Origin of the sequence: Quadrisphaera granulorum (assembly GCF_003149145.1) — a bacterium.
GTDB classification, from domain to species: Bacteria; Actinomycetota; Actinomycetes; order Actinomycetales; family Quadrisphaeraceae; genus Quadrisphaera; species Quadrisphaera granulorum.
The window spans coordinates 50,052-65,042 of sequence record NZ_QGDQ01000011.1 but is presented as its reverse complement, the minus strand read 5'-3'; the positions used below and the strand labels follow the sequence as shown (position 1 = coordinate 65,042).

Here is a 14,991-nt window from a genome sequence, read left to right as displayed (position 1 = left end):
GCCGTCAGTGCTTCGAGCCGGACAGCGCCAGCGTGTCGCCGAGGCCGATCATCATCACGCCGCCCGTGCCGGACAGCGTGGACATGCGCTTGGGGGAGCGGGCGAACCACGCCCGCGCCGAGCCCGCAACTAGCGCCCAGGCGCTGTCACAGACCATCGCGAGCACCTGGAAGATCACGCCGAGCACCAGCAGCTGCGCCCACACCGGACCGGCCTCCACGGCCACGAACTGCGGCAGCACCGCCACGAAGAACGCGATGGTCTTGGGGTTGGTCGCCCCCACTACGAAGCCCTGCCACAGCAGGGTGCCGGTCGTGGCGGCTGTTGGTGCGTCGACGTGGGTGTGGTCGTGCCGGTGACGGATCGCCTGCACACCCAGCCAGACCAGGTACGCCGCTCCCGCCAGCTTGAGCACTGTGAAGGCGACCACCGACGCCGCCACCACCGCGCCCACGCCGAACGCCACGGCGAGCACCGCGGGCACCGTGCCGAGGGCGTTGCCGACCACGCTCAGCACCCCAGCGCGGCGCCCCTGCGCGATGGAGCGCCCGAGCACGAACAGCACGCTCGGACCAGGGATCACGATGATGACGATGGACGTCACGAGGAACGCGATCAGATGGTCGAGCGGGATCACGCTCGGAGGCTAGGACTTCCGGGCGCGTCGACGCCGGGGATTTTCAGCCCTTCGCGGCAACGAGCTCCAGGGCGATGCCATCCGGGTCACGGAACTCCAGCAGGTGCATCGTCCCGGCGTCCTTCACCTCGCCGTGGGGTGCTCCCACGGCGTCGAGGACGGCGACGGCGGCGTCCAGGTCAGCCTTCGAGCCGACGGAGAACGACAGGTGGTCGAGGCCGACGCGGTCCTCGCTGATGGAGTCGTCACCCGCAGCGACCGGGCGCAGCCCGAGGAGGCCGCCGGGCACCCTGTAGATGACTCCGCCGAACGCGAACCACAGCTGGTCGCGGGTGGCCTGATCGGCGTCGGCGGGCAGCTCGTACGCCACCTCCCACCCGAAGACCCGGTCGTAGAACCGCCGCGAGACCGCGATGTCCCGGACGGTGAGGCGGACGTGGCTGAAGCCGGTGGTCTGGATCGTCACCCGGGGACCGTCGCACGCGACGGGCCGCCCGGCACGTCGGGCAAACCCGCGGTACGTCGTCGTGACGGTCGACGGGATGTGCTGGTGAAGCGGGTGCGACCGGCGTACCGTCCGATCATGAGGCGGATCGGGAGCGGGCTGGCATCGGTCGGTCGATTCGTGGGGTGGTTCGTGCTGGGCCCGAAGCGGTTCCCACCGCCGGGCAGCAGGTCGCCTCGTGCACTGGCCGAGAGGCAGGCGGAGGACTTCAACCTCGCCGCACTGCGCGTCGGAGGCCCCTTCGGCGGCTGACGTCCGTGCCCGTACGTACCTCGGTCGGGTGCGGTGCGGGTCAGGCGTCGGCGGGGCGCCGCAGCGTCACCGTGAGCACGCGGTGGCGGAAGACGCCCGTCTCGCCTGTCGGCTCGAACCCGTGACGACGGTAGAAGGGGACGGCGCGCACGCTCAGCGGTGACGCCTCCAGCCAGACTGCACGACCGTCGGCCCACGCCAGCGCGCTGGTCATCAGCCGATCGGCCAGACCAGTCCCGTGCTCGGAGCGGAGCACGTACAGCGCCTCGAGCTTCGCGTCGCCGTCGTCGTCCTGATCTTGTGAAGGCAGGGAGGCGTGCACGAAGCCGACCACCACCTCACCTCGGCGCGCCACCCGGTAGTAGGTGCGCGACGGATCGGCGCGCTGGGCCGCGAACGTGCGGACGCGGAAGGCGTCGGCGGGGGGTGAGGTGATGAAGCCGATGTGCTCGTCGACCCAGGCCGCGCCGATCCCGGGAGCCTCGTCGTAGGTCTCGTGCCAAGAGCGCAGGTGCATCGCGCCCAGGGCGCTCGCGTCGGCGTCGGTCGGCTCGTCGACGGTCACCGGGGTGGTCATGCGGGTCCTCTCGGGGCAGTTCGTGCGACGGCTGACCCATCGTGATCATGGGCCTCCGCCACCTCGGGAGGGTGGCGGAGGCCCATGATCACGGACGGAGGGTGGGGTTAGCGATGCCGGCCGGCGAGGAACCTCTCCAGCCGGTCGGCGGCGTCGTCGAGGACCTCCACCGGCGCGAGGAACACCATCCGCAGGTGGTCGGGCGTCGGCAGGTTGAACCCCGTGCCGTGCGTGACGAGCAGGTGCTCGGCGTTCAGCAGGTCCATGACCAGCGCCTCGTCGTCGTCGACATCGAGCACGGAGCGGTCCAGCTTGGCGAACAGGTACAGCGCCCCGCGCGGCTCCACACACGAGACACCCGGGATGGCGTTGAGGCGGCGCAGTGCGTGGTCGCGCTGCTCGCGCAGGCGCCCACCCGGGGCGAGGAGCGGGTCGATGCTGGCCCGGTCGGCCAGCGCCGCCGCCACGGCGTGCTGCGCCGGCACGTTGGGGCACATGCGCATGTTGGCGAGCAGCTCGAGGCCGTCGAGGTAATCGGCGGCGCGCTCGCGGGGGCCGGAGATCGCCAGCCACGCCGACCGGAACCCTGCCGCGCGGTGGTTCTTGGACAGTCCGCACATGGTCAGCACCACGAGGTCGGGGGCCAGCGCCGCGGCGTGCTCGTGGACGACCGGGGCGTCTGGGGAGCCGAAGAGGATGTGGTCGTAGATCTCATCGGCCAGCACGAGCAGGCTGTGCTGACGCGCGACGTCGAGCAGCGCCAGCAGCGTCTCGCGCGAGTACACGGCGCCCGTCGGGTTGTTCGGGTTAATGATCACCAGCGCCTTGGTGGCGGGGGTGACCTTGGCGGCGACGTCGGCGACGTCCGGCTGCCAACCGTCCTCCTCGACGCACCGATAGTGCACCGCCGTGCCGCCGGACAGGCGCACCGCGCCCGTCCAGAGCGGGTAGTCGGGGGAGGGGACCAGCACCTGGTCTCCCGGGTCGAGCAGCGCCTGCAGCGTCATGACGATGAGCTCGGAGACGCCGTTGCCGAGCATCACCTGGTCCGGCCCGACACCGACCACACCGCGGCCCGCGTAGTAGTCCGCCACCGCCTCGCGGGCGGGGAGGATGCCGCGGGCGTCGCTGTAGCCCTCGGCGTCGTTGATGTGCTTGACCAGCCCCTGCACGACGGCGTCCGGGGCCTGGAGCCCCCACGCGGCGGGATTGCCGATGTTGAGCTTGACCACCTCGTGCCCGGCCGCCTCGATCTCGCGGGCGCGGCGCAGCAGCGGCCCGCGGATGTCGTAGCGCACCGTGCGCAACCGGTCGGCCTGTCGGAGTGCGCTGGTCACGGGACCAACTGTGGCACGCGACGCTCCGTGACCTACCGAGGCTGGGGCATCCGCCCAGTGCGGCGGCCGCGGGCCACCTCCGTGCGCGCCTCCCGCTGGGTGCGGCCCAGCCAGAGGAGCACGGCCGCCAGCCCCGCCCCTACCAGCAGCGCGAGCAGCCACAGGCCGGGCATCCCGTAGATCACGACGTCGGCCCCTCGCGATGTCAGCAGCGCGTGGCGACGGGAGTGGGACGCTCGATCCCGGCGGGGACGCTGAGGCCCGGGCCTGAGGGCCAGGGGCGGGACTGCGCGACCCCACTGGGACTGCGGGTCCCCAGCTCAGCTCGACGCTGCCTCCCGGACCAGCTCGGCGAGCACGTCGGCGCCGGGGTCGCCGGCGGCGGCACGCTCGGCGCTGCGAGCAGCCCACTGCCACGTGGCCGGGTTGACGCGGGCGGCCTCGCGCAGCAGGTCGCGGGCTGTGTCGGCGTCTCCGGCCAGCGCCGTGCGGATTCCCAGCAGGGGAGCCACCACCCGCTCACCGTGAGCGACCTGGGCAGCGCGACGGACATGCGCGAGGCGCTCGTCGTCGTCGTGAGCCATCCCAGCGGCGATGAGGTGGCGGTGAGCCCGGTGGACGTCGAGCAGGCGGGCGAGGTCCTGAGTGGGGTGGGCGGAGTCGTCGATGCGGAGGTCGACGTGGGGGTCGTCGGCGTCACCGGTGGGGGTGCGACCGCGCTCGGCGGGCACCACGCGGACGGCGGCCGACTGGCGCCCGCGGTAGTCCGGGCCGTGCTCGCCGAGGGTGTCGGCGGCCAGGAGCGCGGCGACGAGGCGGTGCTCGAGCGGGCCGTCGGCCGCCTCGAAGGCGGACAGCAGCGTCTCGGGGACGTCGGGGACGGCCATCGTGTTGGCCTGTGCGCTGGCGCTGCCGCGCACGAGGTGGCCGGTGACCGGCGTGCTGCGCGGACCGGTGAACGCTGACGCGTTTCCGGTGGGACCGACGGCGGCGAGCTGGCTGGCGGGGGCGTCGTCGGCGAGGGCGATCATCGCGGTGGCCTCGGCGGCGGACAGGCCCCGGTCGAGCAGGTCCAGCAGGGCGTCGCGCCAGTGCAACCAGCCGCCGTCCTGCACGGCGACGGCACCGACGCCTGCGCGGGCGGCCCCGATGCGGGTGCCGACGGCCAACACGCACGACGCCACCGCGAAGCCGAACCGGCCGGTCTCCTCGCAGCGGGCGATGATCGACAGGGTCATGGCGGTGACTGTGACACGCCTCTCGCGGGAGCGTGGCACCGTGCCGCCAGCATCGATAGCGTCAGGTGCATGCCGGACGTGCTCATTCGCGACGTCCCGAGCGAGGACCTGGAAGTGATCCGGTCCGTGGCGGCCGAACGAGGGCTGACTCTGCAGGCATACCTGCTCAGTGCCGTCCAGATGCATGCCGCTCACGAGCGGAGGCAGCAGACGCTGAGGGCTCTGGAGCGCACGTTGCACGGGCTCCCGCCCGTCGCGCTCGAGGACAGGCAGTCCGTGCTCGACGCCATCGGTGAGGCGCTTGCCGAGCGCTCGGACGGCCTGGTCGCCCGTCGAGGCGAGCCTCAGCAGCAGTGATCGTCGACGCATCGGTCGTCATCGATGCTGTCGCCGGTCCCGGGCCTCGTGGTGCTGCGGCTCGAAGGGCGCTGGGTGAGCGGCCCCCAACGGAGCAGCTCCTCGCACCGGGACACCTCGCCTTCGAGGTCCTGTCAGATCTGCGAGCGGCGGCCAACCGCCCGGGCATCCGCTGCGACCGCTGGGCATCGAGGCGACGCTGCGGCACGCGGAAGGCCTGAGCATCCAGATCACGGCGACGCCGTGGGAGGACGTTCGCCGTGCGTGGCGGCGTCGGGTCGCCCGGTACGACCAGGTCCGGCCTGGCGCTGGGTCGGTGACACGGTCAGTGGACCGGTGCCAGGCTGGATCATGATCTCGTCCTTTTTCCCCGAAGCCCGCTCGGCTACCACCCACCCCGTCACCAGCGACCTCGACAGCATCGAACCCGAGTGGGACGCCGGCTGGCTGGGAAGGCCCCGCAGAGTGCTGCCCGGAGTGTCCGACCTGGTGGTGGAGATCGGAAGGTCCGACACGACGGCCGTGGTCTTCCAGGGCGGTGAGGTGTACCCGCAGGGCGTCCTCCTGCAGCTGGTCATCTACGTGCGCGAGCGGCAGGAGGAGGCGCAGCGCCAGCTCTTCAAGGCACTCAACCTGCACCACGGCCGTGGGCAGTTCGACCTGTCACTACCGCCCGGGGGCCTGCGGTGGGGGATGGAGTTCGCCGACGGAGCCCGCGTCACGTCGATGGATGACACGCCGTACAACGAGGTGCCCGACGGCATCGCCCACGACGGGTGGGAGCCCGACCACCCGGTGATGGACGGCGTCGGGATGCCGGTCCACGGGTGGGGCTGCTGGCAGCGAGGGATCTGGCTGTGGCCCCTGCCGCCGCTCCCCACGATGCGGCTGGTGTGCGCCTGGCCCGACCGCGGCATCGTCGAGACCTCGGTGGAGGTCTCCACCGAGGGGCTGCACGCGGCGGCTGATCGGGCACGGCCCGTCTGGTGAGGCCGGCGGTGAGGCCGAACGTGCTGAAGTCGGCCCGACGCCGCTCGGGACGGCGTGTCGCGGGGTTCTGCACGTCCGGCGTCACGGCGCCCGTCCCGCCGGGAGCGTGCAGGAGCCACCGCGCCGGGACTGAGAGGGCGACCAGCCGGGCTTCTGCGTGCTGGACGGGACGCCGCTGCGCCTCAGGTGTCCGGCAGTACCGCGCCCGGCAGCACCAGGTCGAGCACCCGCTGCAGGCGCCGCTCCTGCGGGGAGCCCAGCGGAGGCAGCAGCAGCGTCGTGATGCCGCAGGCGGCGGCAGCGCCGTCGTGCGTGCCACGGTCACCGACCATGAGCACCTCGGCCGCCGGCAGGCCGAGCTGCCGCAGCGCCCGCTCGAAGATCGCCGGGTCGGGCTTGGCCGCACCCACCTCGAAGGACAGCGTCCAGACGTCCACGAGGTCCGCCCACGAGGTGCCGTCCGCGATCGCGTGCGCGCCGAACGCGGGGCGCAGGTCCACGTGGACGTCGCTGAGGACGCCGACCCTCACGCCCGCCCCGCGCAGGGCGCTCAGCAGCGGCCCGACGTCGTCGGCGAACGGGTTCGCCGCCACGTCGCACTCCACGGCGTAGAGCGCCGCGGCCAGCTCGTCGTCGAGTCCTGCCGCGCGGAACCAGCGCGCGTAGACGCGGCGGTGGAGGTCGGCGTCGGCGTCCACCGCTGACGACCCCACCTCGGTCGCGTCAGCAGACCGGAGCCGGGCGAGCACGGCCTCGACGTCGTCGTCGGAGTCCGGTCGGGCCAGTGCCTGCAGGCCGCGCCGCACCAGCCAGCGGTACGTCGGGGCGACGACGAGCGTGCCGCGCCAGTCCAGCAGCACCCCGCGGAAACGGCGTCCGGTCGTCCCGGTGCCCTTCATGCGTCCAGCAGCCAGCGCGTCACGGGCACCTCGACGAGCACCAAGGGTCCCTCCGGTCCGGGGCCGGTGATGTCCCACCCGTGTTCTCGGCGAAGGCGGTGACGACGTCGGGAGGGAAGCCGCCGCGCACCAGGCGCGCTGAGCCCTCGGCCACGAGCGGGTGGTCGCCGTCGGGCAGAGCGATGCTGACCCGCAAGTCCGTGGCCAGGTGAACGACCTTCCGGTTGCGGGCGGCGCTGCAGACCCACCACGAGCCGCGCAGGTAGCAGAACCAGACGGGCGTGAGGTGGGGCGAGCCGTCGGGCCGCAGCGTGCACAGCCACGCCGTCCGCTCCTGCGCCAGACGACGCAGGGCTGCAGCGGACGGAGCGGGCACGTGGCCTTGGTACCAGCCTGGACGGGGCGCCGGCCATGGGCCGGTGTCCCGCCGGGCATGCAGAAGTCGAGCAGACGGCCTCGCGGAGCCGGGGCGGCCGACTTCTGCATGCCCGGCGGGACGTCCCCGGACTCAGGCGCTGCTCACGAGCGATCCCTCAGCAGCCCCGCGCGCTGGAGCGGCGGCAGCCAGCGGGTTCTCCAGCTCTCCGACAATGCGGATGGCGGTGGCCGGGTCGGCGATGTCGACCATCTGCTGGTTGTCGCGCAGCTGCAGCCGGTTGAGGCAGGAGCGGGCGAACGTCGGGGTGAACAGGTCACCGCGGACGTGGGCAGCGGCGTCCTCCGGGTGGGCCCCCTGGTGGTCGAGCACGCAGGCGGCGACCTCGTCCCAGAAGTCGTCCGCGACCAGCACTCCCGCCCCGTCGAGCAGGGCCGACAGCTGCCGGAAGAAGCAGTCGAAGACGTCGGTCTGCACGGACAGCAGCCGCAGGTGCTCGGGGATGTCCGCGCGGATCCGCTCGACGTCGGCGGGCAGCGGCGCGGCCGTGTCCAGGAGCGCCACCTCCTCGCCGATGTCCTTCATGAACGTGCTGACCACGGCGTGGTCCTCCAGCACGAGGATGAGGTTCTCCCCGTGCGGCATGAAGACCAGATCGTGCGCGTAGTAGCAGCGCAGCACCGGCACGAGGTACGCCTCGAGGTAGCGGCGCAGCCAGTTCCGCGGGGCCAGGCCGGAGGCCCGCACGAGCGCCGCGGCGAAGGAGCGCCCGTCGTCGTCGCGGTGCAGCAGGGACGCCATCGTCACGAGCTTCTGACCCGGCTCCACCAGCGGCACCGGGCTCTCCCGCCACAGCGCGGCGAGCATCTTGCGGTACGGCGACCCCTTCGGCGCTGCCTGCTCGTACAGCGGCGGGCGGTAGCCGACGGCCGCGCGCTCCCGCAGCACGCGGAACCCGCGCTCCAGCAGCACCGGGTCGGAGGAGACGACGTCGTGCACCCAGTCGTTGATGGCGGGCGTGACGCTCATGTACTCCGTCGACAGCCCCCGCAGGAAGCCCATGTTGAGCACCGACAGCGCCGTCTTGACGTAGCTGCGCCGCGGGTGCGAGGCGTTGAACGCGGTCCGCACCGACTGCTGCGCCCGGCGAGCGTCGCCGTCGGTGCCCAGGTGCACGAGGGTCCGGTCCGCCAGCTCCGGCGCGAACGTCGTCATCACGCGGCGTCGCCACTGCCAGGGGTGCACCGGCACCGGCAGGTAGTCGGCGGGGTCGAGCCCGTGGCCGCGCAGCACCTCCCGGAACCGCTCGCGCACCGGCGCGTCGAGCTCGGAGGAGTACAGCGACTCCTCCTCCAGGCCCTCCCCGAGGGCGAGCACGCACCGGTCCCGGCGCACGGCCACCCACTCCATCCGGAACGTCGCGCCCGATTCGGGCGCGTAGCGCCGCAGGTCGTCGGCGTCGAAGCCGATCCGCCCGCTGCCGGCCACGAACACCGGGTGGCCGGCGGTCATCGCCGCCTCGACCTCCTGGAACCCGGCCTCCAGCAGCTCCTCGCTCGTGGGGCCGCCGCGGTGCAGGGTCCACGCGCGCGCCGCCGTGGTCGCCGCGACCTCCTCGAGGTACAGCGGCAGCACCGCGTCGGTCAGCCCCAGCTCGTCGCGCAGGTCGAGCACCAGCTGGGTGGCGCGCGGCCGCGCCGGGACACCAGCGCCCGCCCCACCCGAGCGCTGCACCTCGACGCTGGCGGGGTCCACCTCCCAGTGGTCCAGGGGCAGCCGCCGGGCGGTGAACGAGTAGACGGCGGCGGCCGTGACCAGCCGGTACTCGTCGTCCCCGAGGTGCTCCGGGGAGATCAGGAGCTCGTGGGCGTACTCGCCGATCGCCTTGGCCACCAGGGCCCGGTCGGCGCGCTCCCACACCTGCGGCGACAGGTGAGCCGTCGGGTCAGCAATCAGGTCAGCAGAGTTCATGCGGTCCTCCCGTTCTCGGTGCGCGCCCTCTCGAAGGCGGCGCGGGTGCAGGTGCTGAGACGGCCGGTCTTGCCGGGCAGGTCGACGTCGCGGACCACCTCGAAGCCCCACCGCGCGTTGAGCCGCTGCACGGCGAGGTTGTCGACGTCGGGCTCCACCACCACCCGCCGCACGGACGGGTCGGCGAAGACCAGCACGAGCGCGGCGTGCATGGCCTCGGAGGTCCAGCCCGCCCGCGGCGGGCCCGCGGGCGGGGCGACGAACAGGTGCATGCCGACGTCGCCCGGCTGCACCGGGTAGGTGGCGCCCACCGGGTCGGAGGCGGGCTCGTACCGCTCCACCAGCAGCGCCGGCTCGGTGGCTGCGGCGTCGGCGGGGTTCACGAGGTGGCCGAGCAGCGCCTCGTGGGTGGGGCTGTCGGTGATGCGCCGGTACTCGGCCACCACCTGCTCGCGGGTCCAGCCCTGCATCATCCAGAACCGGGCCCGCGGCGCGGTGAGCCAGCGGTGCAGGAGGTCGCCGTCGCGGTCGGGGTCGACCACCCGCCAGGTCACCGCGCCCCAGCGCGCCCGGCCCGCGGCAGTGGCCGTCGACGACGACGAGAGCACGCTCACCGCCGTCCCCCTGCCGCAGCGCCCGCGCGGGCACGACTGGCGCGTCCCGCGGTCGAGGCCGCCGACGACGCGGCGCCCCGGCGGGGCGGGTCGGTGTGGGGAGCGCCAAAGTGCTGGAACGCGATCGCCCGCTCCACCGGGTACGGCTCCCGCCCGAGCACCGCGCGCAGGATGCAGCTGTTGCGGTAGGCGGCCATGCCGAGGTCGGGGGCCACGAAGCCGTGCGTGTGCGCCTCGGCGTTCTGCACGAAGACCGCACCGGCCGGCGCGGGGGCGAGGGCGGCAGCGGGGGCGGGCGCCGAGGGGCCGCGGCCCGCGTCGTCGTCCTCCTCACCGGCGGCGGAGTCCACGCGGTAGTCGCGGGTGACCGCGAACCGCCCGCGCTCGTCCCAGCGCAGGTGGTCGGCGATGCCGCGGCAGAAGCCGGGCACCTGCTGGCGGTAGCCGGTGGCCATGACCACGGCGTCGGTGGTCAGCGAGGAGCGGCGCCCCTGCTCGGCGTGGTGCAGGTGGAGCCGGTAGCCGCCGCCTTCGCGGGTCACCCGCTCGCACGCGGTGCCGGTGAACAGGCGGGTGGGCGGGGGACCGTCGACGTCGAGCTCGTAGAGGAGGTCGTAGATCTCGTCGACCAGCTCCCCGTCGATGCCCTTGTACAGCTGCGCCTGGCTGACCAGCAGCTCGTCGCGGGTGTCGGGCGGCAGGGCGTGGAAGTAGTCGGCGTACTCCGGCGAGGTCATCTCCAGGGTCAGCTTGGTGTACTCGAGCGGGAAGAACCGCGGGGAACGGGTCACCCAGTCGAGCCGGTAGCCGCGGGAGCGGGCCTCGGGCAGCAGGTCGCGGTAGACCTCCGCGGCGCTCTGCCCGCTGCCCACCACGGTGATCGCCCGGCGGCTCTGCAGCTGCTCGCGCGCGGCGAGGTAGTCGGCGGTGTGGACCACGGCGTCGTCGTCGGCGACGTCGCGGAAGGCGTCCGGCACGTGCGGCGGAGTGCCGGTGCCCAGGACCAGCCGGCGGGCTGCGTCGGTGCGGCGGCGACCCGCGGCGTCCACCGACTCCACCGTGAAGCGTCCCTGGCCGCTGCCGTCGGGCTCGGGGTGCCAGGTGACGTCGCGGACGTCCCAGCCGCACTCCACCGACGGCAGCTGGTCGGCCACCCAGCGGCAGTACCTGTCGAACTCCACCCGCAGCGGGTAGAAGCTCTCGCGGATGTAGAAGCGGTACAGGCGGCCCTCGCGCTTGAGGTGGTTGAGGAAGGAGTAGCGCGAGGTGGGGTCGGCCATCGTCACGAGGTCGGCCATGAACGGCACCTGCAGGGTGGAGCTGGGCAGCAGCATCCCCGGGTGCCAGGAGAAGCGGTCCTTGCGCTCCAGGAAGAGGCAGTCCAGGCCAAGGGGCTCGGCGAGAGCGGCCAGGCCCAGGTTGAACGGCCCCAGGCCGATGCCGAGGAGGTCGTGCACCCGCTCGGTGCTGGTGGCAGTGCTGCTGCTGCTGGTGGTGGCGCTCATGCCGTCGCCCCCACCGGCTCCTCGTCGAGCACGAGCGGCTCGTCTTCGAGCAGCAGTCGCTCCGCGTGCTCGTGCACGAGGGCGATGACCTCCCGGACGTGCTCGACCGTCGTCGCCGGGTTCAGCAGGGTCAGCTTGAGGTGGGCGCGCCCGCGCACGGTGGTGCCGCCCAGCACCGCCCTGCCCTCGTTCCCCACGGACGCCCGCACGCGGCGGACCAGCCGGTCCAGCTCCAGGGGCCCCAGGTGGGCGTGCGGGCCCGCGCCGGGGCGGAACGTGAAGACGAGCGTGGACAGCTCCGGGGCCACCACCACGTCCAGCCGGGGGTCGGCGGCGAGCACCCGGTGGGCGGCGGACGCGGTGTCGATGACGGCGTCCACGAGGTCGCCGACGGCGTCGGCGCCCATGACGCGCAGCGTCAGCCACAGCTTCAGCGCGTCGAAGCGGCGGGTGGTCTGCAGGCTCTTGCCCACCTGGTCCGGCGCGACGGGCAGCCCCGCGTCGAGCAGGAGCTCCGGCTCGGGGTTGAGATAGTCGGCGTGGTGCGCGACGTGGCGCAGCGACGCAGAGTCGCGCACGAGCAGGACGCTGGAGCTGACCGGCTGGAAGAACGTCTTGTGGAAGTCGACGGTGACCGAGTCGGCGCGGTCGATGCCGTCCAGCAGGTGGCGGCGGCGCCGCGAGGTGATCAGCCCACCGCCGTAGGCGGCGTCGACGTGGAACCATGCTCCGGCGCGTTCGGCGAGCGCGCCGACGCGGGCGAGCGGGTCGATGCTGCCGAAGTCGGTGGTGCCGGCCGTGGCGACCACGGCCGCGGGCACGAGCCCCCGCTGCGCGCAGTCGGTGAGGGCGCGCTGGAGGGCGTCGGGACGCATCCGCATCGCGTCGTCCACGGGGACGGCGATCACGGCGTCCTCACCGAGCCCGAGCAGCCGGCACGCCGTCGTGGTGCTGAAGTGGCCGACCTCGGAGACCAGCACCCGCAGCCGTCCGAGCAGCTCGGGCAGGCGGGCGTCCGGGTGCTGGGCGCGCAGCCGGTCGCAGGCCTCGTCGCGGGCGAGCAGTAGTCCCTGCAGGTTCGACTGGGTGCCACCGGAGGTGAAGACGCCGTCCGCGGTCGCGGGCAGGCCGAGGCGGTCGGCGGTCCAGCGGACCAGGCGGCGCTCGACGTGCGTGGCGCCGCTGCTCTGGTCCCAGGTGTCGAGGCTGGAGTTCACCGCGGCGATGACGGTCTCGCCCAGCACGGCGGGCAGCACCACGGGGCAGTTGAGGTGGGCGAGGTAGGTCGGGTGGTGGAACCAGACGGCGTCGCGCAGGTACAGCTGCTCCAGCTCGTCCAGAGCGGGCGCCACCTCACCGAGCGGGGCGTCGAGATCGACGGCGTCGACAGCGCGCTGCAGGGCGGCCGGGTCGGCTCCCGTGGCGGGCTTCTGCGCGGCGGCGACGTGGCGGGCCACCCGCTCCACGCCCTGGGCGACGGCGCTGCGGTACCTGTCGAGGCCGGAGGGGTCGAGGAGGTGCTCGCGCGCCCCTGTTGCTGCGGGGGCCCCGGGCGGGGCGGCCGATGCCTCGCGACGGGGCGCCGCGGGAGGCGGCGCTGCGGAGGGGTAGGGGTGGTGCGTGGTGTCCACGGTTCTCCAGGGGAGGTGGGTGGCCGGGCGCCAGGAATGATGCCTGACGTCACTTAGGACAGCCTCACCTAAATAGGTCTCCTTCGGTGCGTCAACTCGAACGGGTGACGACCTCGTCCGGGCGGCAGGGTCACCCGTCGTCACCGGGGCGCCGGGCGAGCTACCGTCCCGGCCGTGACCAGGGCGGGAGTCGGCGATGACGACGGTGTCGACGACGGCGCGCTGCGGCCGGCCACCGAGACCCGCACGATCGCCATCCCCGTCGACCAGGTGGACGGCGAGTGCTGGCCCGCGCACAGCCACGACGACCACGAGCTCATGTGGGCCGTCTCCGGACGCCTCAGCGTGACCACGCCCGAGGCGCACTTCGCGGTGCCGCCCGGCGCGAGCATCTGGATCCCCGCGGGCGTCGAGCACGAGGTCCGCGCCGAGGCCGGGTGCCGCCTGCAGTGCACGTGGCTGGCGCGGCAGGCCGACCTCCCTGAGCTCCGCACCACCAGCGTGCTCGTGACGCCGCCTCTGTTCGACAGGGTGATGGAGCACCTCCTCGTCGCAGCGCTCGACCCGGCGGAGCGGCGCCGCGCGGAGGTGTTCGCTGTGGACCTGCTGCGGCCGTCGCGCACGGTGGACGTCGACGTGCCACGACCGCGGACCCCGGCGCTCGTCGCGGTGGCGGACGCGCTGGCCCGCGACCCCGCGGACCGGCGCACGGTGCAGGAGTGGGCAGCCGGCTGTGCGGTGAGCACGCGCACCTTCACGCGCGCGTTCCAGCAGGAGACGGGGCGCGGGTTCGCCGCGTGGCGGCGCGACCTGCGCATCCGCGCGGCCATGCAGCGCCTGGCGGCGGGGGAGCCGCCGGGCGCCGTGGCCCGCGCCACGGGCTTCAGTGCGCAGGCGTCGTTCACCACGGCCTTCCGCGAGACGACCGGAACCACCCCCGCGGCGTTCGCGAGGGCCGCCGCACGCTGGACCCAGGCTCCCGAGCGGGCCTCGTGACCGATCCGGTGAAAGAACCGTCCTCTGGCGGCAAGGGCTTGCGGCGCTGAGCGTCAGCAGCGACCCGGCTGTCGCGCCAGGATGAGGTAAACCTCACCTAAGTCAGCCAGGAGTTCGCCGTGTCTCGCCCCCCTCTCCTCGTCGTCGCCCTCACCGCCGTCGCCGCCCTGCTCGCCGGGTGCTCGGCCGCCGGCGCGAGCGACTCCGGCGCCTCCGGTGCCGCGTCGTCCACCGCCGGCGCCGGCACCCGCACGGTCGCCTCCGCCCATGGGGACGTCACGGTGCCCGAGGAGCCGCAGCGCGTGGCGGCCGTCTCCTACGACACCACCTGGAACCTCATGAGCCTCGGCGTGAAGCCTGTGACCTCCCTCGACTACGGCCCGTGGATCGACGAGTTCAGCACCGAGCAGCAGGCCTTCGTCGAGGGCGTGCCCACCGTCGGCACGTTCGGCGAGATCAACGTCGAGGCCGTCACTGCCGCCCAGCCCGACCTCATCATCGGCACCGCCGAGGAGGTCGACGAGGCAACCTACGCCCAGCTCAGCGCCGTCGCCCCGACCGTCCTGGTGGGTGGTGGGAGCCGCGGCGACTGGCAGGTCACCACGGAGCAGACCGCGAAGGCCGTCGGTCGCGAGGCGCAGTGGCAGGAGTCCAAGGCCGCCTTCGAGCAGACCCGCGACCGCCTCAAGACCCAGTACGCCGACGTCATCGCGAACAACCGGTGGATCAACTTCTCCCTCGGTGACGACGCCAGCCAGTTCTCCGTCCAGCAGCCCACCGGCGCCACGGGCAACCTGCTCGTCAACGAGCTCGGCATGACGTACGGCCCTGGTGTCCCCACGGACTACAACGCCCGCGGCTACGCCTCCTACCCCCTCGAGCAGCTCGGTTCCGTCTTCGAGGGCGTGACCGTGGCCCTCACCTTCGCCAGCGCCGACGGCAGCCCCAACCCCGGCGTCCAGGCGATCCGTGACAACCCCCTCTTCCAGCGACTCCCCGTCGCGCAGAGCGGGCACGTCTACCCGATGGCCAGCAGCGTCACCGACTACCCGTCGGCGACGGCCTGGCTGGAGGAGCTCGAGCAGAAGGTGCTCTCTGTCCTCTGA

Annotated in this window: 17 protein-coding genes; 5 read left to right on the top strand and 12 right to left on the bottom strand. The window is 73.3% G+C overall.

The features are described from left to right. Nucleotides 1-4 precede the first annotated feature (4 nt). Both BXY45_RS10200 and BXY45_RS10195 read right to left on the bottom strand, forming a co-directional pair. Nucleotides 5-637: a LysE family translocator gene (locus BXY45_RS10200; protein ID WP_109774290.1), complete on the bottom strand. Its 633-nt coding sequence runs from the start codon at nt 635-637 to the stop codon at nt 5-7. Nucleotides 638-680: 43 nt separating this feature from the next. Further along, complete coding sequence (locus BXY45_RS10195; protein ID WP_109774288.1) at nt 681-1,103, bottom strand: VOC family protein; 423 nt, start codon at nt 1,101-1,103, stop codon at nt 681-683. Nucleotides 1,104-1,220: 117 nt separating this feature from the next. Between BXY45_RS10195 and BXY45_RS23225 the strand changes: the two genes are divergently transcribed. After that, a complete protein-coding gene (locus tag BXY45_RS23225) occupies nt 1,221-1,394 on the top strand; it encodes a hypothetical protein (protein WP_170131435.1) in 174 nt (57 codons plus the stop codon). A 40-nt stretch (nt 1,395-1,434) separates the two neighbouring features. Here BXY45_RS23225 and BXY45_RS10185 read toward each other — a convergent pair whose 3' ends face one another. From BXY45_RS10185 to BXY45_RS10175, 4 genes are all read right to left on the bottom strand, one after another. Next, entirely contained in the window at nt 1,435-1,971 is a 537-nt protein-coding gene (locus tag BXY45_RS10185) for a GNAT family N-acetyltransferase (RefSeq protein ID WP_109774284.1), read from the bottom strand. A 107-nt stretch (nt 1,972-2,078) separates the two neighbouring features. Continuing rightward, nucleotides 2,079-3,308 (bottom strand): pyridoxal phosphate-dependent aminotransferase, encoded by a 1,230-nt coding sequence (locus BXY45_RS10180; protein WP_109774282.1) that lies wholly within the window; start codon nt 3,306-3,308, stop codon nt 2,079-2,081. Nucleotides 3,309-3,340: 32 nt separating this feature from the next. After that, the gene (locus BXY45_RS23220) at nt 3,341-3,493 is read right to left on the bottom strand and encodes a hypothetical protein (protein WP_170131434.1); all 153 of its coding nucleotides are present in this window, start codon (nt 3,491-3,493) and stop codon (nt 3,341-3,343) included. Nucleotides 3,494-3,628: 135 nt separating this feature from the next. Beyond that, entirely contained in the window at nt 3,629-4,546 is a 918-nt protein-coding gene (locus BXY45_RS10175; protein ID WP_170131433.1) for a DUF1028 domain-containing protein, read from the bottom strand. A 69-nt stretch (nt 4,547-4,615) separates the two neighbouring features. Here BXY45_RS10175 and BXY45_RS23215 point away from each other — a divergent pair, with 69 nt between their 5' ends. Both BXY45_RS23215 and BXY45_RS10170 read left to right on the top strand, forming a co-directional pair. Next, on the top strand, nt 4,616-4,903 hold the full coding sequence (locus tag BXY45_RS23215; RefSeq protein WP_170131432.1) for a hypothetical protein: 288 nt from the start codon (nt 4,616-4,618) through the stop codon (nt 4,901-4,903). 351 nt (nt 4,904-5,254) lie between these two features. Beyond that, the gene (locus tag BXY45_RS10170; protein WP_109774278.1) at nt 5,255-5,893 is read left to right on the top strand and encodes a hypothetical protein; all 639 of its coding nucleotides are present in this window, start codon (nt 5,255-5,257) and stop codon (nt 5,891-5,893) included. A 182-nt stretch (nt 5,894-6,075) separates the two neighbouring features. On the opposite strand, the gene BXY45_RS10165 is transcribed toward BXY45_RS10170, so the two are convergent. The 6 genes from BXY45_RS10165 to BXY45_RS10140 form a co-directional block, all read right to left on the bottom strand. Beyond that, nucleotides 6,076-6,792: an HAD family hydrolase gene (locus tag BXY45_RS10165; RefSeq protein ID WP_109774276.1), complete on the bottom strand. Its 717-nt coding sequence runs from the start codon at nt 6,790-6,792 to the stop codon at nt 6,076-6,078. Between the two features lie 19 nt (nt 6,793-6,811). Further along, on the bottom strand, nt 6,812-7,168 hold the full coding sequence (locus tag BXY45_RS10160; protein ID WP_211319433.1) for a pyridoxamine 5'-phosphate oxidase family protein: 357 nt from the start codon (nt 7,166-7,168) through the stop codon (nt 6,812-6,814). Nucleotides 7,169-7,300: 132 nt separating this feature from the next. After that, a complete protein-coding gene (locus tag BXY45_RS10155; RefSeq protein WP_109774274.1) occupies nt 7,301-9,139 on the bottom strand; it encodes an IucA/IucC family protein in 1,839 nt (612 codons plus the stop codon). Continuing rightward, nucleotides 9,136-9,753, bottom strand: coding sequence for a GNAT family N-acetyltransferase (locus tag BXY45_RS10150; protein ID WP_211319432.1), 618 nt, complete (start codon nt 9,751-9,753; stop codon nt 9,136-9,138). Before BXY45_RS10150 ends, BXY45_RS10155 begins: the two co-directional genes overlap by 4 nt. After that, nucleotides 9,750-11,258 carry a lysine N(6)-hydroxylase/L-ornithine N(5)-oxygenase family protein gene (locus BXY45_RS10145; protein WP_109774273.1) on the bottom strand — a complete coding sequence of 503 codons (1,509 nt, stop codon included), beginning with the start codon at nt 11,256-11,258 and terminating at the stop codon, nt 9,750-9,752. Before BXY45_RS10145 ends, BXY45_RS10150 begins: the two co-directional genes overlap by 4 nt. After that, nucleotides 11,255-12,889, bottom strand: a complete 1,635-nt coding sequence (locus BXY45_RS10140; RefSeq protein ID WP_109774271.1) for a pyridoxal phosphate-dependent decarboxylase family protein — start codon at nt 12,887-12,889, stop codon at nt 11,255-11,257. The genes BXY45_RS10145 and BXY45_RS10140 overlap by 4 nt, the downstream gene beginning before the upstream one ends. A 174-nt stretch (nt 12,890-13,063) precedes the next feature. Between BXY45_RS10140 and BXY45_RS10135 the strand changes: the two genes are divergently transcribed. Both BXY45_RS10135 and BXY45_RS10130 read left to right on the top strand, forming a co-directional pair. Continuing rightward, the gene (locus BXY45_RS10135; RefSeq protein WP_109774269.1) at nt 13,064-13,885 is read left to right on the top strand and encodes a helix-turn-helix transcriptional regulator; all 822 of its coding nucleotides are present in this window, start codon (nt 13,064-13,066) and stop codon (nt 13,883-13,885) included. A gap of 119 nt (nt 13,886-14,004) precedes the next feature. After that, nucleotides 14,005-14,991 (top strand): ABC transporter substrate-binding protein, encoded by a 987-nt coding sequence (locus tag BXY45_RS10130; RefSeq protein WP_109774267.1) that lies wholly within the window; start codon nt 14,005-14,007, stop codon nt 14,989-14,991.

Excerpts from the sequence above, each read along its gene's own strand:
- BXY45_RS23225 (WP_170131435.1), top strand. The coding sequence starts at position 1,221 with ATGAGGCGGATCGGGAGCGGGCTGGCATCGGTCGGTCGATTCGTGGGG.
- BXY45_RS10185 (WP_109774284.1), bottom strand. The coding sequence starts at position 1,971 with ATGACCACCCCGGTGACCGTCGACGAGCCGACCGACGCCGACGCGAGC.
- BXY45_RS10175 (WP_170131433.1), bottom strand. The coding sequence starts at position 4,546 with ATGACCCTGTCGATCATCGCCCGCTGCGAGGAGACCGGCCGGTTCGGC.
- BXY45_RS23215 (WP_170131432.1), top strand. The coding sequence starts at position 4,616 with ATGCCGGACGTGCTCATTCGCGACGTCCCGAGCGAGGACCTGGAAGTG.
- BXY45_RS10170 (WP_109774278.1), top strand. The coding sequence starts at position 5,255 with ATGATCTCGTCCTTTTTCCCCGAAGCCCGCTCGGCTACCACCCACCCC.
- BXY45_RS10165 (WP_109774276.1), bottom strand. The coding sequence starts at position 6,792 with ATGAAGGGCACCGGGACGACCGGACGCCGTTTCCGCGGGGTGCTGCTG.
- BXY45_RS10155 (WP_109774274.1), bottom strand. The coding sequence starts at position 9,139 with ATGAACTCTGCTGACCTGATTGCTGACCCGACGGCTCACCTGTCGCCG.
- BXY45_RS10145 (WP_109774273.1), bottom strand. The coding sequence starts at position 11,258 with ATGAGCGCCACCACCAGCAGCAGCAGCACTGCCACCAGCACCGAGCGG.